This is a genomic window from Gracilibacillus sp. JCM 18860 (genome assembly GCF_055395245.1).
This window is the reverse complement of sequence record NZ_AP043868.1, coordinates 2,330,326-2,355,193: the sequence shown is the minus strand read 5'-3', so window position 1 is coordinate 2,355,193 and position 24,868 is coordinate 2,330,326. Positions and strand designations below refer to the sequence as shown.

At 38.5% G+C, this 24,868-nt stretch carries 23 protein-coding genes and 2 riboswitches; of the genes, 19 read left to right on the top strand and 4 right to left on the bottom strand.

Translation table 11 applies throughout. The annotated features are described in order from the left end of the window. The first annotated feature begins 1 nt into the window (after position 1). From ACZ5R4_RS11900 to ACZ5R4_RS11880, 5 genes are all read left to right on the top strand, one after another. Positions 2-1,318, top strand: a complete 1,317-nt coding sequence (locus tag ACZ5R4_RS11900; protein WP_464367347.1) for a sensor histidine kinase — start codon at positions 2-4, stop codon at positions 1,316-1,318. Between the two features lie 434 nt (positions 1,319-1,752). Further along, positions 1,753-2,913 carry a ParM/StbA family protein gene (locus ACZ5R4_RS11895; protein ID WP_109983225.1) on the top strand — a complete coding sequence of 387 codons (1,161 nt, stop codon included), beginning with the start codon at positions 1,753-1,755 and terminating at the stop codon, positions 2,911-2,913. Positions 2,914-2,922: 9 nt separating this feature from the next. Further along, complete coding sequence (locus ACZ5R4_RS11890) at positions 2,923-3,507, top strand: hypothetical protein (protein WP_054788137.1); 585 nt, start codon at positions 2,923-2,925, stop codon at positions 3,505-3,507. Positions 3,508-3,729: 222 nt separating this feature from the next. After that, positions 3,730-4,908, top strand: coding sequence for a glycerate kinase family protein (locus tag ACZ5R4_RS11885; RefSeq protein WP_277679327.1), 1,179 nt, complete (start codon positions 3,730-3,732; stop codon positions 4,906-4,908). Then, positions 4,905-6,368: an SLC13 family permease gene (locus tag ACZ5R4_RS11880; protein WP_464367346.1), complete on the top strand. Its 1,464-nt coding sequence runs from the start codon at positions 4,905-4,907 to the stop codon at positions 6,366-6,368. The genes ACZ5R4_RS11885 and ACZ5R4_RS11880 overlap by 4 nt, the downstream gene beginning before the upstream one ends. A 62-nt stretch (positions 6,369-6,430) precedes the next feature. On the opposite strand, the gene ACZ5R4_RS11875 is transcribed toward ACZ5R4_RS11880, so the two are convergent. Further along, complete coding sequence (locus ACZ5R4_RS11875; RefSeq protein ID WP_109983222.1) at positions 6,431-7,681, bottom strand: oligosaccharide MFS transporter; 1,251 nt, start codon at positions 7,679-7,681, stop codon at positions 6,431-6,433. A 16-nt stretch (positions 7,682-7,697) separates the two neighbouring features. After that, positions 7,698-8,684, bottom strand: coding sequence for a glycoside hydrolase family 43 protein (locus ACZ5R4_RS11870; RefSeq protein WP_277679325.1), 987 nt, complete (start codon positions 8,682-8,684; stop codon positions 7,698-7,700). Positions 8,685-9,098: 414 nt separating this feature from the next. Between ACZ5R4_RS11870 and ACZ5R4_RS11865 the strand changes: the two genes are divergently transcribed. The 6 genes from ACZ5R4_RS11865 to ACZ5R4_RS11840 all read left to right on the top strand — a co-directional run bounded on the left by ACZ5R4_RS11865 (position 9,099) and on the right by ACZ5R4_RS11840 (position 13,345). Further along, entirely contained in the window at positions 9,099-9,848 is a 750-nt protein-coding gene (locus tag ACZ5R4_RS11865) for an SDR family NAD(P)-dependent oxidoreductase (RefSeq protein WP_464367345.1), read from the top strand. A 16-nt stretch (positions 9,849-9,864) separates the two neighbouring features. Further along, entirely contained in the window at positions 9,865-10,599 is a 735-nt protein-coding gene (locus tag ACZ5R4_RS11860) for an SDR family NAD(P)-dependent oxidoreductase (protein ID WP_464367344.1), read from the top strand. Positions 10,600-10,721: 122 nt separating this feature from the next. Then, positions 10,722-10,768: riboswitch (PreQ1 riboswitch) on the top strand. A 253-nt stretch (positions 10,769-11,021) separates the two neighbouring features. Continuing rightward, entirely contained in the window at positions 11,022-11,522 is a 501-nt protein-coding gene (queF, locus tag ACZ5R4_RS11855; protein ID WP_109983218.1) for a preQ(1) synthase, read from the top strand. A 12-nt stretch (positions 11,523-11,534) separates the two neighbouring features. Continuing rightward, positions 11,535-12,200: a 7-cyano-7-deazaguanine synthase QueC gene (gene queC, locus ACZ5R4_RS11850; RefSeq protein ID WP_109983217.1), complete on the top strand. Its 666-nt coding sequence runs from the start codon at positions 11,535-11,537 to the stop codon at positions 12,198-12,200. 1 nt (position 12,201) lies between these two features. Beyond that, on the top strand, positions 12,202-12,744 hold the full coding sequence (locus tag ACZ5R4_RS11845; RefSeq protein WP_054788132.1) for a VUT family protein: 543 nt from the start codon (positions 12,202-12,204) through the stop codon (positions 12,742-12,744). A gap of 88 nt (positions 12,745-12,832) precedes the next feature. After that, complete coding sequence (locus ACZ5R4_RS11840) at positions 12,833-13,345, top strand: acyl-CoA thioesterase (protein ID WP_109983215.1); 513 nt, start codon at positions 12,833-12,835, stop codon at positions 13,343-13,345. Between the two features lie 197 nt (positions 13,346-13,542). On the opposite strand, the gene ACZ5R4_RS11835 is transcribed toward ACZ5R4_RS11840, so the two are convergent. Next, the gene (locus ACZ5R4_RS11835; protein WP_464367343.1) at positions 13,543-17,175 is read right to left on the bottom strand and encodes an endo-1,4-beta-xylanase; all 3,633 of its coding nucleotides are present in this window, start codon (positions 17,173-17,175) and stop codon (positions 13,543-13,545) included. Positions 17,176-17,343: 168 nt separating this feature from the next. Here ACZ5R4_RS11835 and ACZ5R4_RS11830 point away from each other — a divergent pair, with 168 nt between their 5' ends. The 5 genes from ACZ5R4_RS11830 to ACZ5R4_RS11810 all read left to right on the top strand — a co-directional run bounded on the left by ACZ5R4_RS11830 (position 17,344) and on the right by ACZ5R4_RS11810 (position 20,636). After that, positions 17,344-18,057 (top strand): MOSC domain-containing protein, encoded by a 714-nt coding sequence (locus ACZ5R4_RS11830; protein WP_109983212.1) that lies wholly within the window; start codon positions 17,344-17,346, stop codon positions 18,055-18,057. A gap of 61 nt (positions 18,058-18,118) precedes the next feature. Continuing rightward, a complete protein-coding gene (locus ACZ5R4_RS11825) occupies positions 18,119-18,490 on the top strand; it encodes a hypothetical protein (protein WP_109983211.1) in 372 nt (123 codons plus the stop codon). Continuing rightward, positions 18,477-18,986, top strand: coding sequence for a sigma-70 family RNA polymerase sigma factor (locus ACZ5R4_RS11820; protein WP_054788126.1), 510 nt, complete (start codon positions 18,477-18,479; stop codon positions 18,984-18,986). Before ACZ5R4_RS11825 ends, ACZ5R4_RS11820 begins: the two co-directional genes overlap by 14 nt. Beyond that, positions 18,983-19,219 (top strand): hypothetical protein, encoded by a 237-nt coding sequence (locus ACZ5R4_RS11815; RefSeq protein ID WP_054860066.1) that lies wholly within the window; start codon positions 18,983-18,985, stop codon positions 19,217-19,219. The genes ACZ5R4_RS11820 and ACZ5R4_RS11815 overlap by 4 nt, the downstream gene beginning before the upstream one ends. A 76-nt stretch (positions 19,220-19,295) precedes the next feature. After that, positions 19,296-20,636 (top strand): sodium-dependent transporter, encoded by a 1,341-nt coding sequence (locus tag ACZ5R4_RS11810; RefSeq protein ID WP_464367342.1) that lies wholly within the window; start codon positions 19,296-19,298, stop codon positions 20,634-20,636. Between the two features lie 19 nt (positions 20,637-20,655). Here the strand turns inward: ACZ5R4_RS11810 and ACZ5R4_RS11805 are convergent, their stop codons facing one another. Beyond that, positions 20,656-21,096, bottom strand: coding sequence for an OsmC family protein (locus ACZ5R4_RS11805; RefSeq protein ID WP_109983208.1), 441 nt, complete (start codon positions 21,094-21,096; stop codon positions 20,656-20,658). Positions 21,097-21,182: 86 nt separating this feature from the next. Next, positions 21,183-21,289: riboswitch (SAM riboswitch) on the bottom strand. Between the two features lie 28 nt (positions 21,290-21,317). Here ACZ5R4_RS11805 and ACZ5R4_RS11800 point away from each other — a divergent pair. From ACZ5R4_RS11800 to ACZ5R4_RS11790, 3 genes are all read left to right on the top strand, one after another. Beyond that, positions 21,318-21,506: a hypothetical protein gene (locus ACZ5R4_RS11800; protein WP_277679122.1), complete on the top strand. Its 189-nt coding sequence runs from the start codon at positions 21,318-21,320 to the stop codon at positions 21,504-21,506. A 200-nt stretch (positions 21,507-21,706) separates the two neighbouring features. Continuing rightward, on the top strand, positions 21,707-23,074 hold the full coding sequence (locus ACZ5R4_RS11795) for an SLC45 family MFS transporter (RefSeq protein ID WP_109983207.1): 1,368 nt from the start codon (positions 21,707-21,709) through the stop codon (positions 23,072-23,074). Positions 23,075-23,158: 84 nt separating this feature from the next. Further along, positions 23,159-24,838 carry a glycoside hydrolase family 13 protein gene (locus ACZ5R4_RS11790; RefSeq protein WP_464367341.1) on the top strand — a complete coding sequence of 560 codons (1,680 nt, stop codon included), beginning with the start codon at positions 23,159-23,161 and terminating at the stop codon, positions 24,836-24,838. Positions 24,839-24,868: the final 30 nt, after the last annotated feature.

Genomic DNA, 24,868 nt, shown 5'->3' with positions numbered 1-24,868 from the left:
AATGAAAACTATTCGTATTCGAAAGTTTACCATGCTAAGCTTATTCCTCATTCTTTTATTGCCATGGATATTTTATGTAGCTGCCAACTTTTTGGAAACAAAGTCGTTCAATATTAGTGGGGATGAAGCTAATCAAAAAGATATAGAGACAGTCGTTCAACAGATTGAGAAAAACTCAGGAAATTGGACAGATTCCGCTTGGCAAAACCAAATAAGCCAACAATTAGAAAAGATAAATATGGATGTGGTGATTCTATCTCCGTCCGATCAAGAAATTTTCCAAACAGATGATGAGGAGGTTTCAAAATTTAGGGTGAAAGAACATTTTTCAATTCTACAGGACGGAAAACTGCTCGGAAGGGTAGTGATATATCAATCAAATTCGAGAGTGATTCCTTTGATCGCAGCATTTGTAGGATTAATGCTTTCTTTTTTTATAGTTGGATTTGAAATGCGAAGATTTATTCTCAAACCGCTTGAGGAAATGAGCGTTAGTGCTCGAGAAATTGCGAATGGAGATTTGGATGTCAAGTTGCCATCGTCCCATATCACGGAAATAGCTGAGGTGAATGAAGGGTTTAAAGTGATGGTAGGCGGTCTTAAGGAAGCTTTCCAGAAGCAAGTGGAACTGGAAGAAGAGCGTCGTTTTGTAGTTGCTGCTGTTGCACATGATTTACGAACACCGTTATTCGCTTTAAGAGGTTATTTGGATGGATTGGAGCAAGGGATTGCGGATTCCCCAGCGAAAATGGCGGAATACCTGTCGGTTTGTAAAGAAAAATCAGCACAATTGGGTCGACTGGTAGAGGAACTTTTCACCTATACAAAGGCGGAATATTTAAACATTGAGCTTCAAAAAATAAAGGTTGACCTAGCCAGTATAGTACAGAGGTCGATTGGTAGTTTGGAAACACAAGCTGAAAGAAAGTTCATTTCTATAAGAGCTGGGGGTTTTGATGAGAATTGTCTGGTTATGGCAGATATACACTCATTAGAGCGTGTGCTAAATAACTTATTAGATAATGCGGTCAGATATACTCCTGAACACGGTAAGATAATGATCGATTGTTATAAGTGTAAAAATAAAGCTTTCTTTACTATCCGGGATACAGGAGCGGGGTTTACTTCTGAGGAGCTACAACGTGTGTTTGAACCTCTTTATCGTGGGGAAGCATCGAGAAATCGTTCAACAGGTGGAATAGGATTAGGATTATCGATATGTAAGAGATTGATGAAAAGACACGGAGGTGATCTGCTTGCAGATAATCATCCAGACGGAGGAGCAATCTTAAAAGGGTGGCTACCTTTAGTTAACTAATGTACATCTTTTCATTGCACTAAACTCCCAAAAGCCTCACATTTCTTCAAATTTCGAGATGATCAATCCCTTATTGTTGGATGTCATGCTTTTGGTAAAAAAAATAATTCTAGTTTTATGGAAATACATATTTTTTTAGGTAAAGAAACATTGCGTAAACATTACAGTACACAAGATTACAAAAATGTTTACGTGTACACATTTAACGTATACATGTTTACAAAAGTGTGTACATGTTGTAATATAAGGAAGTGTACACAAGTGTAAACAACATAAACATTTTCGTATACAAGTGAAGTCTTTCGTGGAAAGATTACAATTATCTTTCTTTTTTACGAAAACCATTGAAGGAATACAGATAATAAAATATTCTTTTTTTAAGGCTTTATTTTTAGAAAGAAGTCTAAAAGCAAATGATGAGAGGATGGATACATATGAGTCAATCAAGAATAGCAGCAATTGATGTAGGAAATGATTCGGTTAAAGCAATATTTGGAGAAATGGAAAGGGAAATTAACATTCCAAATATTGTTGCCATCGATACAGAAGACCGTCCAGTAATCGGAATTGAAGAGTTAGATCAGAAAGATCCTCTAGAAGGGTTGCACATTCGTATACACTCACCGGCATTAAAAGAGAATAACACTATTTATCGTGTTGGTCATTTGGCAACAAAGGCAGGAAATTCAACAGAACTAGATCCTGGTAGCAGCAAATCACAGGAAGACCAAACATTAGTCATGTTATTTACTACCATTGCTTTAGATGCAGTAGAGGCGTTTAAGTCGAATACCAATCAAGTTGTTGATGCAAATTATACATTAGGAACAGGATTACCACTTCGAGAAGTGAAGGAAGGAAAAGATGCAGGCTATCGTTCCAAGCTGATAGGTTCCGTTCACCAGATCGAATTTCTAGTGACACCACAGCATCAAGGTAAGAAAGTAAACATCAAGTTTGATGAAGCAAAAGTATATCCGGAAGGGTTCGCTGCGTTTATTAACCTAGTGATGGATGAGGACTTGAAGATTATTAATAAGAAATTAATAGATAAGCAAATTCTTATTCAAGATATTGGCGGTTTATCTACCGATATTGCGGTGATTAGAAACAGAACTGTAGATGACGATAAAGCGCAAGGCTTTAACTTAGGAGTATCTGAATCACTGGAAACCATTCGTGAGGAAATTTTTACAAAGCATGGGGTCGAATTAGACAGTCGACGAGATGTCGTGGATATTATTACGAGAAAAAATGACCGAAATCACATCATGGTAAAAGGAAGTCGGACAAGCGTCCATGATATTACAGATAGAATTCTCTTAGAATTGGCAAAGAAACAATACCGTCTTTTACGAAATGTATGGCAAAAAAATTCACAAACCGAAATCTGTTATTTTGTCGGTGGTGGATCAAATGTCATTAAGGAATACTTAAAAACCTTAAACAACAATCTAGACGGCTACAATATCGAATTTTTTGAGGATGAAAAAGAAAGTATTTGGATGATGGCGAATGCTTACTATAAGCTGATTGCCGAATTTTTAAAGAAATCTAATAAAAAGGAACAGAAAAAAGCCTCTGCTCAATCATAAGGTGATAACATGAATAAAAATAATGAAATCAAAAGGGGTCAGACGATATCCTTTCGTATCCCTTCTGAAACTCCTGATTATATTTTAAAAGAATTACAGCATTTAAAGGAAAAAGAAAGACGGAATTTTTCGAGTAAAATAGCTGAGTTTGTCCTGAAGGGTGTAAATGAAGGGACATCGAAGGAACAAGAAACGATCACCATTCCACTTCCGAAACGCCTAACGAAGGCGCAACGTAATTGGATTAAGCATGAGCATTCCGAGGCATTGCTAGGAAGTATCATGTATCATCTGTTAAATGACCCAGTTCGCTCTACATCCCTACTCGCCTCCATGAATAGTAATGCTACAAATATTGATGAGGCATTATACTTACAGGAAGAGATGCTAGAAGAGTCTGAGCAACAAGAGCCAGAGCTTGAGAACGAGACAACTCGAACAAAAGTAAATCACAAAGAGCTTGACGATGATCTAGATGCGATTGATTGGAATGAAGCATTAAGCCAAACTCGTGATTCAGAAGAAGCAGAGGAGCCGGAAGAGGAAGACCTTGATGATCTCTTAGGAGACTTTTTAAGTAAGATGAATAAATGATTTATGCTAGAAAGCTTTTGAACGTTCGCTAATATGATTAGCGGACTTTTTTATGCGTTTGGAAAGTATAGAATTTTTGTAAGAAGTAATGCGACATAGCGAAAATTTTGAACAATTCTCATCTAAAACTAATGAACTTTTCATAATACTCTCATTCTTCTCTCATTTTTCAAAACTATAATCAATTTGAAATAAAAAAGATAAAGTGGGAGGCTATCAAGTATGAAGATTGTTATTATACCGTCAGGGTTCAAGGAGTGCTTGAGTTCAGAGGGGGTTGCTAAAGCCATGAATAACGGGATACAAAGGTTTGATCCGAATGTAGAAACAATGGTGATTCCCATGATTGATGGTGGGGAAGGATTTGCTCATACGATTATAAAGCTAAAAGAGGGGGAACTGATTTACCGAGAAGTAATTGGTCCGATTGGTGAAAAGGTTCGGAGCCATTTCGGAATATTTCAGGAAAATGGAAAAAAGACAGCAGTAATAGAAATGGCTGCTGTGGCTGGTCTAACGCTTATTCCTAGAAATAAGAGAAACCCTTTAAAAACAACTACGTTTGGTGTGGGACAATTAATAAAGTCTGCTTTAGATTTGGGTGTAGACGATATTTTGATCGGTTGTGGTGATTCAGGGACATCGGATGGAGGAGCGGGTATGGCAGAAGCCCTTGGAGTTCGTTTCCTAGATAAATATCATCAAGCATTAAATATTGGTGGTGGGGGAGACTTACATTCCATTGAAAATATCAATATCTCAGGCATAGATCCGCGGCTTTCTAAGGTAAAAATCGATGTGGCATGTAACTGGTATAACATTCTTTGTGGGCCAAGAGGCGTAGCGCGTGTGTTTGCTCCCCAAAAAGGAGCGAACCCTGAAGAGGCTGAGCAATTGGCGCATAATTTAGAGTATTATGCTCAATTAATTTTACAGCAAATGGAGGTGGATGTAAGAACAACGCCAGGTGGAGGGGCATCGGGAGGCTTAGGAGCAGGTCTAATGGCATTTACTGGTGCTACATTACATCCCCGTTTTGACATTATCATGCAATATATACAATTAGAAGAACATATCAAAAATGCAGATTTAGTATTAACCGCTGAGGGCTGTTTGGATTATCAAACACCGAATGGGAAAATACCAGCAGAAGTGGCACGGATTGCAGGAAATTTAGGAGTTCCTGTTATTGCCATTACGGGAACGATTGGGGAAGGAGCAAGCATCAATTATACGAATGGTATTCATGCATATACGAGTATTATTCAAAGTCCAACTTCTCTAGAAATAGCAATGAAAGATGCTTCAAGGTTAATCGCTGATAGTGCCGAGGCTGCTGTGAGGCAAATTCGCATCGGCTATCAAATGGCAAAACGTAAATATAAGCGAGAGATAATATGAATGCTACTACCAGAATTGAAAGAAGAAAATCTACTTCTTATCAGATATTCAAAAAAACTCTTTTAGCGATGCCTAACTATTCCTATATTCTCTTAAGCTTATTTATAGTAGTATGCTTTGCGATCTTCTTTACTAGTTCTTTAGATTACAAAGGCAAGGTAGCGCTGATTGTTTTTGTGATAGCGATGATCTTATGGATTGCGACAAAGCTTCCTGCGGGTTATGTAGCGCTTGGAGCCATACTATCGATTATTCTTTTAAAAGGAGCAGACGCTAGTCTCTTATATGATTCTTTTTCATTAGAGATTGTTTGGCTGATGATAGGGGCTTTCATCATCGGGGAGGTGATAAAGGTTTCTGGTTTAGCAAATAGAATAATCACTAATATTATGAAGAACTCTGCTACTTCCAATAGTGTTTTATTTCATGTGCTGATAGCTTTACTTCCATTATCTATTTTCATTCCTTCTACATCGGGGAGGGCGGCGATAACATTGCCTGTTGTAAAGGAATTAGCTCCTTTCATTCAAGACGATAAACATAAACAAGTCCTTGCGATGTTTGTGCCGACTATCATTCTTATGACAACTTCAGCAACCCTTATCGGAGCTGGTTCCCATCTAATTGGTGTGGAGATATTAGAGAAAACAACTGGTGAAACGATTACTTATTTAAATTGGCTCATTTGGGGAGTGCCATTTGCTATATTTATTAGTTTTGTCAGTTATTTAGCTGTGAGACTTTTATGGATGAGAGGAAAGTCTACCCCTCTACTTTCCATAACAAAGAAACATTCTATTTTTACAAAAAATGAAAAAATAACACAAAAAGAAAAGAAGGCTTTAATTTTTATCGGGACACTATTCCTTCTATGGGTGACAGAGGGCATTCACGGACATGATATCGGTTTTATTACAATCATGGGAGCATTAGTGTTTATGTCACCTAAATTTGGTCTTCTATCATGGAAACAAGGGGTAAAATCCGTATCATGGAATTTGATCTTATTTGTATCGGCAGCAACAGCATTAGGAATAAATCTTGTGGAAACAGGAGTTGTAGACTGGATTGAATCCTCTATTTTTCAATTCGTGACAAGTTTTTCTAACTTTTCTGTTTGGGGAATGCTTTGTTTTATCTTACTTGTTTCCATTACTAGTCATTTGTATATTACTTCCCATACCACAAGAGCAATTGTTTTAGTTCCTGGGCTATTGATGCTTGGTACCTCGTTTGGTTTCAATGGAATCGCTGTTTTATTCTTGAGTTTAGTAGGGATGAATTATTGTTTAACCTTTCCGGTAAGTTCGAAAGCTTTGCTTGTTTATTTTGAAGAGGAAAAAATCAGTTATAAAGCAAAAGACTTAATGAGGTTAAGTTTCCTATTAATGCCGATATATTTTATTAGTATACTACTATTTTATTACACCTATTGGGATTGGACAGGTTTGACCTTATAATAATGAAAACGGAACTGCCATATAGACAGCTCCGTTTTCATCAAGATTTCTTCATTTTGTCTCTAAGCAGCAGCAGCGCTTTTATTTTTTGTATAATATCTTTCACTTCTCATAATTAACGCCCCTACTACAACAAATGCCATAATAATGATTGCCATCACCACATATCCATTCTGGAATCCGATTGATCCATAAAGAGTACCCATTACGTAGGAGAAGATCGTAATTCCAACTTGTTTTGCGAAATTAAATCCAAGCATGTAGACGGTGGCTGATAGGCGAACATCAAATACGCCAGTGATATATTTCATAATCGAAACTAGCATTAAAGGCATTTCGATTGCTGCTAGTAATCTCCAGAATGCTAACATCCATACCTCTGTCAAATAAGCAGAACCAAGAACACGGACAAATAAAACGATTCCTGCTAGAATTAGTCCATTTTTAGCCCCGATTTTATTAATAAACCATGGAGCGAGAATCATAAAGCCTGCTTCCAAGAATACTTGTACAGAAGCAATACGGCTAAAGACAAGCTCTCCTCGAGATGCATCATCAAAGAAGCTAGCAAAATAGTTCGGGAATTGCTGATCAAAAACATCAAACATTGTCGCGATCCCGATCATCATGATACAGAATCCCCAGAAGCTTCTATTCTTAAATACATTCAAAATATTTTCCTTCGTAACCGGTGATTCCTCTTCTTCTACCTCTGGTGCATGAACCTTTTCTTTTTCTTCCTTTTTCACACGAAGTGCCCATAATAGCACACCAAGAATGACTGCAGATACGGTACACGCCCAAAAAATACTGTATGGATTTCGAACAAACATGATACCACCGATAAATGCAGCAGTACCACCTGCTAGTGAACCGAATAAACGAACATGTCCATATTCGTAGTTACTGGCACGGGTTGACCGTTCGATGTAGGCTTCGACAACACCGACACCGCCATTTAAACATAAACTTAAGTATGCCCCACCAACAATGGCGCCAAAGATTGCGTTCATTTCTAGTAGTGGAAGAAAAGCAAATTGAACAAATGGTCCGATAAATAAAAGGCATAAAACAACAAAACCGAATAAATATTTTTTAAGACCTAATTTATCTTGGATAAGACCATAGATAGGTTCCAAAATAAGTGCAGTCACGGCCATAGCAGAGAACACTAGACCTGCGACGCTAGTGCTGAGGTTCGCTGTTTTGTCTAACCAAAATGGTAAAAAGGCAAATATTAATGCCCAGATCATGAAATAAAAGTAATACATCCCGCCAAAGTTCCAGAACTTTAACTGTTTTATGTTTTTCATTGCTGACTACTCCTTCTTATTTTAAGACTTCTGGTGTTTGTGGTGTCCATCTATCATCGGGAACAGGCTCTCCGAAGATAGGATTCCCTTGTTCATCCCATTCTATCTTTTGAGCTCTTGCTTGACGATTCGGTTCATAAAGTGGATCACCAACTAAATCGGTATAATTTCTTGCATGGTAAACTAAGATGGTTTCGGCGCCATCTTCAGATTCTGTAAAAGAATTGTGTCCAGGTCCGTATTGACTATTCTCTGGACAGCTTTGGAAGACTGGTTCCTGGCTTTTCGTCCATGAATTCGGATTCAATAAATCGTCATCTGCATTGGCAGTAAGTAATCCCATGCAATAATCAACACCAGTTGCACTTCCGGAATATGTGATAAAAACCTTTCCATTCTTGATCAAAACAGCTGGTCCTTCATTCACCCAAAAGCCTTTGATTTCCCAAGAAAGTTCCGGTTTTGTAAGCATGATAGGTTCTGTTTTTAATGTCCAAGGATTTTCCATCTTTGCAATATACAAATTGGAATGCCCTTTAATCTCTAAATCCTGCTGGGCCCATACATAATAGAGCTCGTCCTTGTGGTGGAAAATAGTTGCATCTAATGCAAAGGTAGACATGCCTGTCTCGACTTCCCCTTTTTCGACCCAGTTTCCTTCCATTGGGTTATCTGATGCGTTTTCAAGAACGTACATTCTGTGGTTGAATGTATCATCATCAATGTTCGTGTCTGGAGCAGCAGCGAAATAAATATACCATTTGCCGTTTGCTCGATGAATTTCAGGTGCCCAGATTAATTCACTTAATGGACCGCTTTCATGCTTCCACCAAACAGCCACTTCCTTCGCGTCATGTAGTTCATTAAGCGTTTTCGCTCTTCTTAATACAATTCGGTCATAAAGTGGATGAGATCCTGTGAAATAATAATAGCCATCTGAGTGCTTATAAACGAAAGGATCAGCACGCTGTAAAACAATTGGATTCAATATTTTCTCACACATATTTAAACACCCCTAAGTAATGAAATTAGAAAGATTTGAAATAGTAAAACCTTTTCATAATGAACAATATCTTTCTATATAAGTAATTTTGTAAGTAATAGTTTGTGCAATGAAAAGGATAACACTTATACGTATAAGTGTCAATTAATTTTTTCAATAAGTAATTTGTATCTTATATCTAGTTAAATAAAGAATTATATATTGTTAATGTGGTGTGGCTTATCAGCTCTGGAGTGGATGATTCGTACAACTATTTGAAAGCGTTTTACAATATGTTCGTATAAGAAGGGAAGAAATCATTAGTCTTTTATATTTAGATGTAAAATAATTTGATGTTAAAATATTTAATGTTAAAATAAATAAAGAATTACTCAACTATAAGATGTTGCAATGATAAGAAAGGGAGTGCTTATATTGAGACTGGAAGGCAAAGTTGGAATCATAACAGGCGGTGCTTCTGGGATTGGCCGAGGAATCGCTCTTGCTATGGCAAAAGAAGGTGCACATATTGCAATAGTTGATATTAATGAAGAAAAAGGCAATCAAACCCTGAAGGACATATCGCAATATAAAAAGGGTATGCTATTTATTAGAGATATTTCGAAGAAAGCAAACATCCATCCAATCATTAATGAGGTTATCGATAAATTCGGAAAGCTAGATATTCTTGTGAATAATGCACACGCTTCTAAGCAGGCTTCTTTTGTCGAAACAACGATGGAAATGATGGAGCTGTCCTTTGGTACAGGCTTTTATCCAACCTTCCATTTTATGAAGGCTGCATACCCGGATTTGAAGAAATCGAAGGGGAAAGTGATTAACTTTGCATCAGGTGCAGGAATCTCTGGTCAGCCAACCCAAACATCCTATGCTGCGGCAAAGGAGGCAATCCGTGCGATCACTAGAGTGGCTGCAAACGAATGGGGGCCAGAAGGAATTAATGTCAATCTTATTTCACCGATTGCTTTAACGGAAGGGGTAGAGGCTTGGAGTGAGAATCATCCAAAGCTATATGAACAAATGGTCAACAATATCCCGCTTCGTCGCTTAGGCCAACCAGAAGAGGATATCGGACGAACTGCTGTGTTTTTAGCAAGTGATGATTCCCATTATATTACCGGCCAAACCATTATGGTCGATGGAGGCTCTATCAAAATTTATTAATCGAGGAGGAAAAGAAATGGGACGTTTAGACAATAAAATTGCAATAGTAACAGGTGGTGCATCAGGTATTGGTGAACAAATCGTGGATCTTTTTAGTCAGGAAGGAGCAACTGTTATTGCAGCAGATATCAATAAAGCTGCATTAGAGAAGGCGAACAACAAGGACAATGTAGTTGGAATGAAATTGAATGTTGCATCAGATGAGGAATGGGCGCAAGTTGCTAAAGAAATTAAGGAACGCTACGGCATTATTGATATTTTAGTAAATAATGCCGGGATCTCTTCGGAGAAAGCATTCAAGGATATCGATTTAGAGGATTGGCAAAAAATGCTCGCAATCAATGGATTTGGCCCATTTGCTGGGATTAAACATATCGCACCATACATGTCGGAACAAAAGCAAGGCTCCATTGTAAATATTTCTTCGTATACTGCTCAAATCGGCCAAGGCTTTAACCATTACTCTGCTTCTAAGGGTGCTGTACGGGCACTATCCAGAGCAGCTGCTACCCAGTTTGGCAGAAGTGGAGTTCGTGTAAACGCCCTTTTTCCAGGGATTATCGATACACCAATGACTCAAGGCTTATCTGAATCAAGAGAATTATTAAACCAATTAATACAAGCCACCCCACTACAACGATTAGGAAAGCCAGACGATATCGCAAAAGCCGCCTTATTCCTAGCTTCAGATGATTCATCTTATATTACAGGTGCAGAAATTGTAATTGATGGAGGCTTTTCTGCTCAATAGAATAAGCTAAAACCAGTCACGAGAGAGGTGGCTGGCTTTAGATGTTGGTTTAGTTAATTCTAGCTTACCACATTGACAACCCTCGTCATCTCCTATATTATAGTTAAGAAAAGAATACTCGAACGGAAGAGGTTCATAGCTGAAACCCTCTATAAAAAACTATGGATGTTACGAGAATGCCATGTCCATATTAGGATGTGGCTTTTTTGTACGTTAGGAAAAAATAAAATTTTTGCAAGAAGTAATGCCATGAAGCGGAAATTTTGAAGTCCAAAGTAGTAAAAAAGCTAACGCATCTGCTAAAAGGGAGCGAATGCGAGGTTTTCTAGTACGTTAGGGCGAGTGCCTAATATCCGAAGTGAAAATAGTTTAGCTATGAACTTTCTTGTCATGTTTGGGAGCAGGTACAAGGAGGTTTTTTTATGTCTGGAAGAAGTCATGAACAAGGATTACAAGACCTAAAGCAATTAGGGAATCAAGATACACAATATACGGATGATTATGCCCCTGAGGTGTTAGAAGCAGTGGATAATCTACATTCTGATCGCGATTATTTTGTAAAATTTAATTGTCCAGAATTCACGAGCCTATGTCCGATTACAGGTCAGCCTGATTTTGCGACAATGTATATTTCTTATATACCAAATCAGAAGATAGTTGAGAGCAAATCGCTGAAGTTATATTTGTTTAGCTTTCGAAATCATGGGGATTTTCACGAGGACTGTGTCAATATTATCATGAATGATTTAATTCAATTACTAGATCCTCGTTATATAGAGGTTTGGGGTAAATTTACTCCGCGTGGTGGTATATCGATTGATCCATGGTGTAATTATGGAAAGCCAGGGACGAAATATGAGGAAATGGCAACACATCGCCTAATCAATCATGATTTAAATCCTGAAAAAATTGATAATCGTTAAAGGGGATTGCATATGAAGCAGGATAAAGCAATTGTTGTTTTTAGTGGTGGTCAGGATAGTACGACTTGTTTGTTTTGGGCCAAGGACCGTTTCAAAGAGGTAGAAGCGGTAACCTTTGATTATGGTCAGAGACACGCTCTGGAAATTGAGTGTGCAAAGGAAATTGCAGAAGAGCTTGGAATCAAGCATCATATTTTAGACATGTCCCTTCTTAATCAGCTAGCACCAAATGCATTGACTCGTGAGAGCATGGAAGTAGCAGAAGGGGAGGAGGGGGAGCTCCCATCCACCTTTGTGCCAGGAAGAAATTTGCTTTTTTTATCCTTTGCGGGTGTGTTGGCGAGTCAAGTAGGAGCAAAGCATCTCGTGACAGGTGTCTGTGAAACGGATTTTAGTGGTTATCCAGATTGCCGTGATGTTTTTATCAAATCATTAAACGTTACGTTAAACCTTTCCATGGACGATAATTTTGTTATTCATACGCCATTGATGTGGCTCGATAAGGCGGAAACGTGGGAGCTTGCAGATCAACATGGTGCACTGTCGTTCGTTCGGGAGAAAACATTGACATGCTACAACGGAATAAAAGCAGACGGATGTGGGGAATGTCCAGCATGTAAGCTTCGTAACAAAGGGTTGGAGCAATACTTAGAAGCGAAGAAAACGGAGGAATTATAGTATGTTAAGAGTGTTTCTATATTTACTTTCTATTGTAACGGCAAATGTCGTCACAGCGGCATTGATGCCATTGCAATTTGGTATTTTTATTATTCCAATGGGAACCTTGTTCATCGGAGCAACTTTTATTTTTCGTGACCTGGTTCAAAACAAGTATGGAAGAGGGAAGACTTATTTATTTATTCTGACCGCATTAATATTATCTGCTATCGTTTCAGCATTGCTAGGTGATTCATTAATGATTGTCGCGGCATCTGCACTTTCATTTATTATCTCAGAAACAGCAGATACTGAGATTTATACGCGATTGAAGTTACCGATCGCCTGGCGCGTGTTTTACAGTGGAATAGTCGGTGGCTTTTTCGATTCTGTTGTATTTGTCCTAGTTGGACTAAGCCCACTTGGAGCTGGAATGCTTCCTTGGGAGGCTGTGCCAGCAGCGATCCTTGGACAAATCATCGCCAAAACAATCATTCAGATGATTGGTGCGATCATATTGAATCAAGTATATATAGTGAAACAAAAAGATATGGTAGCAGAGTAAAGTAGGAGAGTTGTCCGATAAGGATGACTCTTTTTTCATGAAATTGGGGTAAACTAAATATACTGTTATAATAAGATGAGGTGATGGAATGGAAAAATCTTTTGTACGAGAATCATTAGCAATTAAGGTATGTCATGTATTCATTTCCGATACGAATAATCATGGAACACTTTTTGGTGGCAAACTAATGAGTTATATTGATGACATTGCATCCGTTTCCGCGATGAGGCATTCAAGAAAACCTGTTGTTACAGCGTCTACTGACTCAGTTGATTTTCTAGCACCTATAAGCACTGAAGAGTCAGTATGTTTAGAGTCCTTCGTCACATGGGCAGGAACTAGCTCGATGGAGGTTTTTGTCAAAGTGATAGCCGAAAACCTTTTAACAGCCGAGCGAACCATTGCGGCAACAGCTTTTTTAACTTTTGTAGCCGTTGGGGAAGATGGGAAACCAGTTCCAGTCCCAGGCGTTATACCAGAAACAGAAGAAGAAAAATACTTACACCGAACAGCAGAACAACGTGTCGAAGCAAGGAAACAAAGAAAAGCATCAAGTAAGGAATTAGCACAGTATATGGATAAAAGTAAGCTGTGGGAGTAGTTGCAAAAAAGTAGGAGCAACTTGCAAAAAAATTCGCTCAGCTGCAAAAAAGTGGGAGCAAGTTGCAAAAATATTCACGCAGACGCAAAAAAGCGGAAGCAACTTGCAAAAAAAATCCACGCAGCTGCAAAAAAGCAAGACCCACTTGCAAAAATCAAAATCACAGCCTCCCTCGTTACGACGGAGGCTGTGAATAATTAAATCTCTCTCTTCCTCTTTCTCTTAAACAAGAAAGTACTTGCTCCTATCAGTAGTAAAATCAATCCACCTAATAAAAAGTTGAACGTACTAGTCGAGGTATCTGGTAATTCCTTCTCTTCCTTAGCGTCAACCATCGTTTCCATATCTTCTTCAAATACGGTAAATGTGCTAAAGTGATCGATTTTTGCTGTCACGTTGCCATTCTTATATTCTCCGCCTACTACTTCCCATTTCTCTAATTGTGGATTTAAATAGAAGATTTTTAGAGAATTTGAGTGTTCGGCCACGGCTTTGTTGACAACAAAGGAAACTATGATATTAGAATCAAATTCACTTATTTCCTTGTCGCCTTGAATGATGTTGAAATCATAGACGGCACTTAAGGCATCTTCTATTTGTTCTAATTTTTGGAGAATAATGTCCACAGCTTGATTGCCGTTTGTAAAAATGGATGCAGGTATTTGAAGGGTGACGTCCTTCTTTTTTATCATGATTAACGCATGAAGTTGCTTTAACAGCTTCACTTGCTCCTCTGTTAAAAAAATGGCTATCGAAGAGCTATGTTCGCTTAAATCAATAATTAATTCACCATTATATGCTAATTGGTCGAAAATGGCATCATTCACCGTGGCCTGATTATCCTCTACCTTTGGTTTGGTTATAACAGTGGTTTCAAGCTCCGGTTTTTCCTGACCTGGATTTTTCGGAGTTGGTTCATCATCCGGCTTTTCGATGTCTGGTTCCTCAGGGGTTTCCACACCTTTCAGAGTTAATTCACCAAAAACTGATGTATCCTGATAGCTTGTGCCTGTGGTGTCATTCCAAGTTGCGATACTTTGGCGCGCACCTTCATTTCCATCATTAATTTGGACATCGAATCCAATTTTTGTTTCATTTACTGGTGTGATTGTTTTAAAAGGAATCTTAACCTCAACGATATAACCATCATGCGTTTGGTTTGTTGCAGACTTAACCCCTTCGGCAATACTTCCAGGATTAAAAGATGCTTCGTTGTCAAAATTAACTCGGTATTGCCCGTCATCCACTTCGTAATAAGAAGTCTTCCCATTGTTCTCATCGACAAAGACTTCAATGGAATCCTGCTCCCAGGCATTTTCACTTGTTTTATCAAGTGCAGAATCCTTTACTTCTACTAGTACATATAAATTTTCCTTATCCCAGAGTGCTTTTGCAGTACCATTTGCCCCTTGCCATGCCATTTGATACCGATTCACCTGAAGCTCGGCTGCATTGCTCCATGAATCATCAACTGTACCATCGATCTTTGGAGCCCCGAATGCTGCGGTGCCTTGATTTGCTTCTTTTTCCTCTGGCTCATGCTCAGCGAGGAATTTTTCTGGATCGATGACGGCATAATAGGCTGGTTTTGCTTGTAAATTTTTATCAAACAATAATGGGCTTTGTTCTGCTCTCCAGCTTGTAGCATCATTCAATCCCCAGAAGGTAACACGAGAAATATGCTCCTTGTGTTCCTTATAGAGCTTAAACAGCTGGGCATATAAATAGCCCTGCGCATTTGCCTGTCCCTCCGTAAGTTCATTATTAGTACCAGCTGTAATGTCTAGCTCAGTCACCCCGACTTCTACACCGAGAGAAATAAATTTCTCTAAAGAACGTCGGACATTTTCAGGGTTTGTATTCAAATTATAGTGTGCCTGCATGCCAATGCCATCAATCAATAGCTCTCCGTTATTTTCTGCTCCATAGTTTTCGTTAATCTCTTTGACCATTTGGTAGATTGCTTCTGCTTTATTTTGATTATCATCATTATAATCATTGTAGTATAGTGGAATATTCCAGTCGTTTTCTTCTATTACTTCTTTTGCTGCACGAAAAGCCTGTTCAATATAATCAGGTCCAATAGCCTTATACCAGCCAGATTGGCGTAAGGATGCCTTCCAATCAGATGGATTCGGAGGATTATCGTTCATCGCCTCATTCACGACATCCCATGAGATTACATTTGGACCAAAGTGCTCCACTGTTGTTTGGACATGCTTTCTTAGATTGTTTAGTGCCTCTTCTCTGCTCAATGGTTGACCATTTTCGTCAGAATGGAGCCATTCCTCTGACTGCTGGTGCCAAACAAGCACATGTCCATGGATTTGAAAGCCTTCCTCTAGTGCTTTGTCTACAAGCTCATCTTCTGCTGTAAAATCAAATTTTCGCTGCTCATTATAAGCATAGGCTGGCTTCATCGCATTCTCGGCTGTTACTAACTGATGGTGCTTTTTTAAGAGCTCGAGTCGAGAGCCTTCTAATTCTGCGGTGGAAATAGCATTACCGATGAGAAAATCATCCTTATAGACATCCTTTATAGAAGGTAAATCCTTCTCAATATCCGTACCACCAGAATTAGCTGGTTCAAATGTAATATCATCCATATAGAAGGAAGCTGTACTGCTTGTGCTCTCGACATAAATGGTTAAGTAACCATCTCCTGTACTATTATATCGATAACTCCCTTGTAGCTGTACCCAACCATCTTCTGTAGTGATCGTTTTTCCATCCAAATTATGATAGCTTGCATTGTCACCTTGCCCAACCTGTGTGGAAAGCTGTAACTCAGTGCTTTCTTCTGAGAGCAGCTTCACCCACACAGAAATGTTGTATTCCTCTCCCGTATCTATATATGGATCGACTCGCAATGCGGGACCGTGCCATGTCTCTGTTCTTTCTTCTACTTTTAGTGCAAAGGAACCGCCTTCTGTGTGATTAGCTTCATCGGTTACAGCCAGAACTTCTGTACCAGATCTACCCTCGATTCCTTCCATTGATTGGTCCTCATAATCGATGGTCGAAAATTGTTGGACAGGAGGCTCTTGCTCCTCTGGTTTTTCTTCTGGAGCTGGACCACCAATCCATTGCGCGATTTCCTCGAGCGTTGTATCCATTAAGACATAATGTCGACCCATTGCATAAGGACTGCCATCTGGATAACCTACTTTAAAGGCATATTTTATACCATTTTCTTTATTAGCTGCTTCTGCTTCCCCGTTGTAAGTACCATATGGATACGCCATAAGTACAGGATCTTTGTTAGTGATAGATTTCAAATATTGATTAGCTGCAGCAATTTCAGCTGATGCTTGCTCTATGGCAATCTCTTGATGCCAAACGTTCTCTTGATCATGTGTTTTCGAATGGTTTTCTAGACTGATGCTTTCTTCATTTACAAGACTTTCTAACTGATCCTTTGACATGCTATAATCTCCATCAATCCAATCACTAACAACAAATAGCACGGCCTGCATGTTATATTGCTTCAAAATAGGTAGTGCGTTTGTTACGAAATCAGGAGTAGCATCATCAAAGGTTAACAAGATTGGTTTTTCTGGAGCTTTTTCCTCCCCATTCATGATACGAACATATTGCTCTGACGATAACGTATTATAGCCATTCTGATGCAAATATGCCATGGTTTCTTTAAATTTTTCCAAACTAGTATCTGTCCATTCAATTGTCGGATTCTCCACGATCCGATGATAAAGAAGGACAGGGATATCTTCCTTTTCCTGTGCATGGATAGTAGAGGGCATCCATCCAGCTGGTAAAACTAATAAAGATATAAGCAGTAATGATGTCATTTTCTTAAAATTCTTACTCATTAAGCAATCTCCCTTCTTTTTAAACGCTTACATAAGAACCACAACTCTTATTATATCGTTTTGATTTTTAACAGATAACCAGAAAAATTAAAGAAGCTTCTTTAAAAATTTTAGAAATTTCCATAGAATAGATATTACCTTACATAATTCTGTCAGAGGAGAGATGAAATGAACCCACCAATTATTCGAAAATTATTAACAGGCAAAGTGAAAAAATTAGGAAGTCCAGAAGCTAAAGACAAAATGGATCGTGAATGGGAGAGTGCTATTTTTAAGCAAAGTGTAGAAGGGAGGAAGTGGCTTAGCAAAACGGGACTAGCAGGTGATGAGGTAGCAGATACGAAAAATCATGGTGGTCTGGAAAAAGCAATTTTTGCCTATTCAACCCATCATTATGACTATTGGCGCAAAGAACAAGGGATAGAAAAGATTGGAATAGGTGCAATGGGGGAAAATTTAGCGGTAGAATCTTTAGATGAACAGCGTGTTTGTATAGGAGACACCTACCGATTTGGTGAGGCAGTTATCCAAGTGGCTCAACCGAGAAGGCCGTGCTGGAAGCCTGCAAGACGATATCGCATCATGGATTTTGCTCTGCAGATACAGGAGACAGGTAGAACAGGGTGGTATTTTCGCGTATTGGAAGAAGGCTATGTTCAAGCAGAACAGGAATTAATTTTGCTAGAGCGACCTTACCCTAAATGGACGATTGCTCAATGTAATGAAGTGATGTATCGTAAAAAAGATGATTTAGCTCTCGTAGAGGAACTAGCTTCCTGTCCATTCTTAGCGGAAAGCTGGAAAGAGACCCTGTCGAAAAGGTTGAAAGGAAAGAAGACATCCTCTAGTGATAAACGTGTATTTGGTCCAAATAAAAATTAGAAGTGAACCTTTCTATCTACTTACTTGTATAAGTAAGTAAAAGAAGGAAAGGAAGGACAATATGACATTAGGTTGGTTAATCAGTACAGTTGTTGTGGTGATCTTAGGAAATGTTTTCGCAATATTTATCGCTACGTTAAACAAAAAGGTGGTCAAGGATTCACAAGGCAAAATTGATTTTAAGAAAACAGATATTTATTTTCAATGGACGAGATGGGATAATATTAATATTGTAGTTGCAGGATATACGTATCTCTGCCTGATTGGTTTATGTATTGTTTTACTTCGCGGAGATAATATTGAAAGCCCTTGGGTGCAATTTTTTCTTCATCAGACCGCTATATTTTCTTTACTCACCATTATTTGGCTTATCTCTAGAATTGTTTATGTACTTAAGGGAATAAAAAAACGGTGGCCAGATGAATTTGAATAAGGCGGAGCAAGAAGAACAATACAGCCTTGAGGAATTGTTCGTTTCTTACAAAACCCCTATCTATCTTTTTATCTACCGTTACTGTCAGGAGGAGCAGCTAAGTATTGATATCGTCCAGGATACCTTTTTGCGTTTTCATAAATATCAACATCAATTTGATGCGAGAAAATCCTCGATCAAGACCTATTTATTTCGCATGGCCTATCAATTGATGATTAATCGGTTGAATAAGAGGCAACGCTGGAAGAAGCTTTTGCCATTTTTATACCAGCAAGAAGCCCAACATGAAAGCATGTCGTCTATTGATAAACTTACGATCCAAGAAGCTATCAAACAATTACCTGAGCATCAGCGTGCAATCATTTTATTAACCTATTATCATGATTTAAGTCAAAAAGAAATTGCGAAAATACTAGAAATACCTATTGGGACCGTCAAATCAAGATTACATGCTTCGTTGAAAAGATTAAAAGAGCTATTGGAGGGAACGGCATGAATAAAAAAGAAATACCAGAAGAGCTCAAAGAAAGGTTAGAGGAGTTTCATGTAGAAATCCCTCAAATACCACTGAAAAAAAACAAGCTAGATCAGCTAGCAGACTGGATCTGTAAGCCTGTGAAGAGTCCTTTGGAGTTCCTTTCCATACATGAGAAGTCTACGATCAAGCTTGGTTTATATCCATTGTTTGCGATATTCATCCTACTTCTACCTACGATGTTTTTAATCTAATCAAGGAACAATCCTACACTTCCCTTAAGACCATATAAAGTTTATAATAGTCTTTATATGAAAAGGAGTGTTTGCGATGCGTGAACAATGGTCATCCAAAATTGGGTTTATTATGGCTTCCGCTGGTGCTGCGATTGGACTAGGTGCCATTTGGAAGTTTCCATATCAGGCAGGACTAAATGGAGGAGCAGCATTTTTCCTATTATTCATTGTCTTCACCCTTGTGATTGGATTATCGATGCTAATATCAGAATTTGTAATTGGGCGTGGCGCGAAAAAAGAAGCGATCACGGCTTATAGAACCTTAGCGCCAAATAGCCATTGGAAAATGATCGGTCAGCTAGGTGTATTAGGCTGCTTTCTATTGCTTTCCTTTTATAGTGTGGTAGGTGGTTGGGTCTTGATTTATAGTGCTCAGTCTGTTGTTGGTCAAGTAATTAAGGATGGAGCGAATTATGAGCAATTATTTGGCGCTGTCACCTCCTCGCCCGTCATTACGTTAACAGGGTTAGCGCTGTTTTTACTCATTAATGTTGCTGTCATTTCTTTTGGAATAAAGAATGGGATTGAAAAAGCGAATAAATATATGATGCCATTATTGTTTTTATTTTTTATTATCCTTGTCGTTCGTTCCCTCACTCTAGAAGGGGCTGCGGAAGGGATCTCTTTTATTCTAAATCCAGATTTTTCTAGCCTAACAGGAGAGGGAATTCTCTATGCGCTTGGTCAATCCTTTTTTGCTCTAGCAGTGGGTTTTTCTTGTATGGTTACCTATAGCTCTTATTTAGGAAAAGAAGTGAGTATCCCGGCATCTGCTTCCTCTGTTGTCGTGATGAATATTTTCGTCTCCTTATTAGCGGGATTAGCTATTTTCCCGGCAGTGTTTGCCTTTGGAATTGAGCCTACAGAAGGGCCGGGCTTATTGTTTATTATTTTGCCGACAGTATTTGCTCAAATTCCTTTCGGGGAAGTATTCTTCTGTCTATTCTTATTATTATTTTTATTTGCGACTTTAACGTCCTCCTTTAGTTTATTAGAAATTATCGTATCTGCCTTCACGGAAAATGGAAAAAGATCGAGAAAGAAAGTGACCTGGATTTCAGGACTTGTTATGTTCATTGCGGGTATTCCAGCAGCCCTGTCCTCCAGTATTCTAAAGGATTTCATGGTCTTTAATAAAACAGTATTTGATGCAACAGATTATTTAGTGAGTAATATTTTGCTACCACTCGGAAGCTTACTTATTGCGATGTTTATCATTCATCGAATGGATAAAGCGCTGGTGGAAGAGCAGTTTAAGATGTCTAACAACCTATCCAATGGCTGGTATCAAATCTGGAGAGTTGTCATGACTTGGATTGTACCGGTCACGATTCTCGTAGTGTATGTGAATTTGATCGGGATATGGAAGTTATAACCATCTCAAGGAGAGATGGTTATTTTTTTATGACAGTGGTAGAGGAAAGATTAACAAGGTTTTGAATCGTATCACCTACTGGACAATGCTCCTCTAAAAATGTGACAAATTCCTCTACTTTTTCTTTTGGAGCATCAGTATCAATGTAAAAGGTTGAGCTTATTTCCGAATATCCTGGGCGCACATCCCCCTTATCGAAAAATCCGTCCAGATCAATATCCCCTTCTAATTCAACACGGAAATTCTTTAGATCAATATCAAATTTTTCAGCATACGTACGTGCCACAATCGATTGGCAGGATCCTAATGCAGAAAGTAATAATTCTACTGGGTTCATTGCAGTATCAGTGCCACCAAGGGATGCAGGTTCGTCAACCATCACCTTATGTCCTCGGGATTCCGTTTCTACTAAAACCTTTTCCTTTAATGTTGCTGTTGCTTTAAATGTGTGAATAGCCATGCTTGTTTCCTCCTAAAGTAAGATGTGAAAAAGCCCTTCTCTAAAAAGGGGAGAAGGGCTGATTACCGATAGTATAATTGCTTTCCTTCTCATCTTTCGTATTAAAATACGTCTGAAGTTGGCACCATACTTTGAATAAAAGTTGGTTGCCGAGAGATCATAGGGTCAGTCCCTCCCCCTCTCTGGATGAGAAATATCCATATAGTTTCATAGACTATATCATGAAAAAAGAAAAACATCAACTTAGTGAAGAACAGGTTGTCGAAAAAATATATTTTGCTCATCTCGCTATGGAGAGGAGAGATAGTCAAGATAAAAAGATATATCTTGGCAATCTAGCTAGGAAGAGGAGCGTTCACCAAGATATATTGCAAACAGCCCCTCATATGCTAATCAAAATAGATTTATAGAAAAAAAGAGATATTCGGAACATTAATGCAATCGATTGCGCTATAAAATAATTTCAGATATAATATGAATTGCTCGATTAAAAAAGTAATAGTATTTAAATATCGTAACAAAAAACCATTTAGAACAAATGAAAGCTTATGTGCAATCGATTGCATTTTGAAAGCGGATAAATGAGAGGTTTAGGTTTAAGGAGGATATTATGTTAGCAGAAGAAATTAAGACAGAAGAAGAAAGCAATGTAAAACAACAATTACCGAATCTACCAATCAGTACGATATGGTTGATTAGTTTTGGTTTTTTAGGAGTACAAATGGCATTCTCCTTGCAAAGTGCCAACATGGGGCGAATTTTTCAAACGATTGGAGCAGATCCTACTAAATTAGGATTTTTCTTTATATTACCGCCACTTGCAGGGTTAGTCGTTCAACCGATTGTTGGTTATTTATCCGATCGAACGTGGATGCCGAGGCTCGGCCGGAGAATCCCTTATTTACTCGTTGGTTCCATTGTCTCTGTAATAGTTATGTGTTTATTGCCGAATGCGGGAAGCTTTGGTTTTGGGTTTGGTTCCATGCTTGCTTTAATGTTTGGGGCGGTAACGATTTTATTTATGGATCTCTCATCTAATGTTGCAATGCAGCCATTTAAGATGATGGTAGGAGATATGGTCAATGAAAAGCAAAAAGGATTCGCTTATTCGATCCAAAGCTTCCTATCGAATAGCGGGGCTGTTTTAGCTTGTATTTTCCCATTTTTACTAACTGCAGTAGGTGTTTCCAACACTGCGCCTAAGGGAGTTGTCCCACCATCAGTGGTTATTTCCTTTTATGTCGGTGCGGTAGTTCTAATCATTTGTAGTTTATTTACGGTATTTAAGGTGAAGGAATATTCCCCTTCGGAATATGCTCTTTACCACGGAATAAGAGAAGATGCGCATAAGAAAAAAACGAGTATGTTTGGCTTACTCCGCAGTGCTCCAAAAGTATTTTGGACAGTTACACTTGTTCAATTGTTTTGTTGGATGGGCTTTCAATATCTTTGGACATATGGTACAGGTGCTGTTGCGGCGAATGTGTGGAATACGACAGATCCTTCAAGCTCTGCTTATCAAGCTGCAGGTAACTGGTTCGGCATCTTGTCCGCAGTACAATCCGTAGCTGCAGTACTATGGTCACTTGTACTATCACGTATTTCTAACCAAAGAAGAAAGCTGGGTTATGCGATTAGTTTAGTGCTTGGAGGAATCGGATTTAGTTCCGTATTCTTTATCCATCATCAATGGCTTTTAGTTATCTCCTTTACCCTAATAGGAATCGCTTGGGCAGCCATGATGACCTTTCCATTTACGATTCTTACAAATGCATTAACAGGGGAAAATATGGGGACATATCTCGGTTTGTTCAATGGTAGTATTTGTTTACCACAAATTATTGCCTCTTGTGTAAGCTTTGCCATTTTTCCATTACTTGGGTCGTCGATGCCTGCCATGATCTTATTATCAGGAATTTTCCTCATAATTGGGGCATTGTCGGTTGGAACAATCAGAGAAACCTTAGCAAAATCGTAAGGGAACAGATAAGCATGGACGAACATATAAAAAAATGGATACATCCATTTTTTCAAATAGATTAAAAGATAAAGGAGAATAGAGATGCGGACTGTCAGTAGAAAGTGGTGGAAGGAAAGTGTTGTCTATCAAATCTATCCGAGAAGCTTCATGGATAGTAATGAGGATGGAATTGGAGATCTAAGAGGAGTAACATCAAAGCTCGACTATTTGAAAGACCTAGGAATCGATGTCATCTGGATATGTCCAATGTATAAATCTCCAAATGATGATAATGGCTACGATATTTCTGATTACCAAGATATTATGGACGAATTTGGGACAATGGCCGATTTCGATGAACTTCTAGAAGAAGTGCATAAGCGGGAAATGAAGCTGATTTTAGATTTAGTCATTAATCATACGAGTGATGAGCATCCATGGTTTATCGAATCACGCTCTTCAAAGGATAGTCCAAAACGTGATTGGTATATATGGCGTGATGGCAAAAATGGTAAGGAGCCAAATAATTGGGAATCGATATTTAACGGATCTGCATGGAAATATGATGAAAAAACCGATCAATATTTTATGCACATCTTCTCTGAACGTCAACCAGATTTAAATTGGGAAAATCCTAATGTAAGAGAAGCATTATATGAGATGGTGAACTGGTGGTTGGATAAAGGAGTCGATGGCTTTCGCGTTGATGCTATTTCCCATATCAAAAAGGAAACTGGCTTAAAGGATATGCCAAATCCCAAAAATTTAGACTATGTACCATCCTTTTCAAAAATGATGAATGTCGAGGGGATTGATCCATTTCTATCAGAATTCGCACAAAAAACGATCCATAATTACGATATTATGACAGTTGGAGAGGCGAATGGCGTTAAGCTGGAGGATGCGGACAAATGGGTTAGTGAAGAGCATGGCTACTTTGACATGATTTTTCAATTTGAATTTTTAGGTCTATGGCAAAAGGATGGAGACGACACTGTAAATGTGCAGGCATTAAAAGAAAATCTATCGAAGTGGCAGGCAGGTCTTGAAGGGAAAGGCTGGAATGCTTTATTTATCGAAAATCACGATCAACCTCGCCGAGTGTCCACATGGGGAAATGACCAAGAGCTTTGGAAGGAAAGTGCTAAAATGCTAGCTGCCTTGTACTTCCTCATGAAAGGAACCCCATTTATCTATCAGGGTCAGGAAATCGGTATGACGAATGTTCAGTTTCCATCGATAGAGGATTATAATGATGTCGGCATGATCAATTACTATAAGCTAGAAACAGAAAAAGGACGTCCACATGAGGATATTATGCAAGTCATCTGGAAGCAAGGACGCGATAACTCCCGTACTCCTATGCAATGGCATGCTGGGGCAATGGCAGGCTTCACTACATCGAATAAAACGTGGATGAAGCTGAATCCGAATTATGTGGATATTAATGTCTCGGATCAAATGAATGATCCTGACTCCATTTTGAATTTTTATAAGGCTTTAATCAAGTTAAGAAAAGAAAATGAGGTTTTCGTTTATGGAAGCTACAAGTTGCTGTTAGCCGATCACCCTAGTCTCTTTGTTTATACTCGTACATTTGGCGAGAATAAGGCATTAGTGATCAATAATTTCTCTGAAAAACATACGGAATGTAAGCTTCCGGCTGAAGTTTCTATTATTTCCTCACAGCCTGTTCTCCACAATTATGAAGTAGAAGAGGAGAAATTAGTAGAAAAAATGACATTAAAGCCTTACGAAACAAGGGTATATTTATTTAACTAAAAGAGTAGGAACCCGGATATTTTTCCGGGT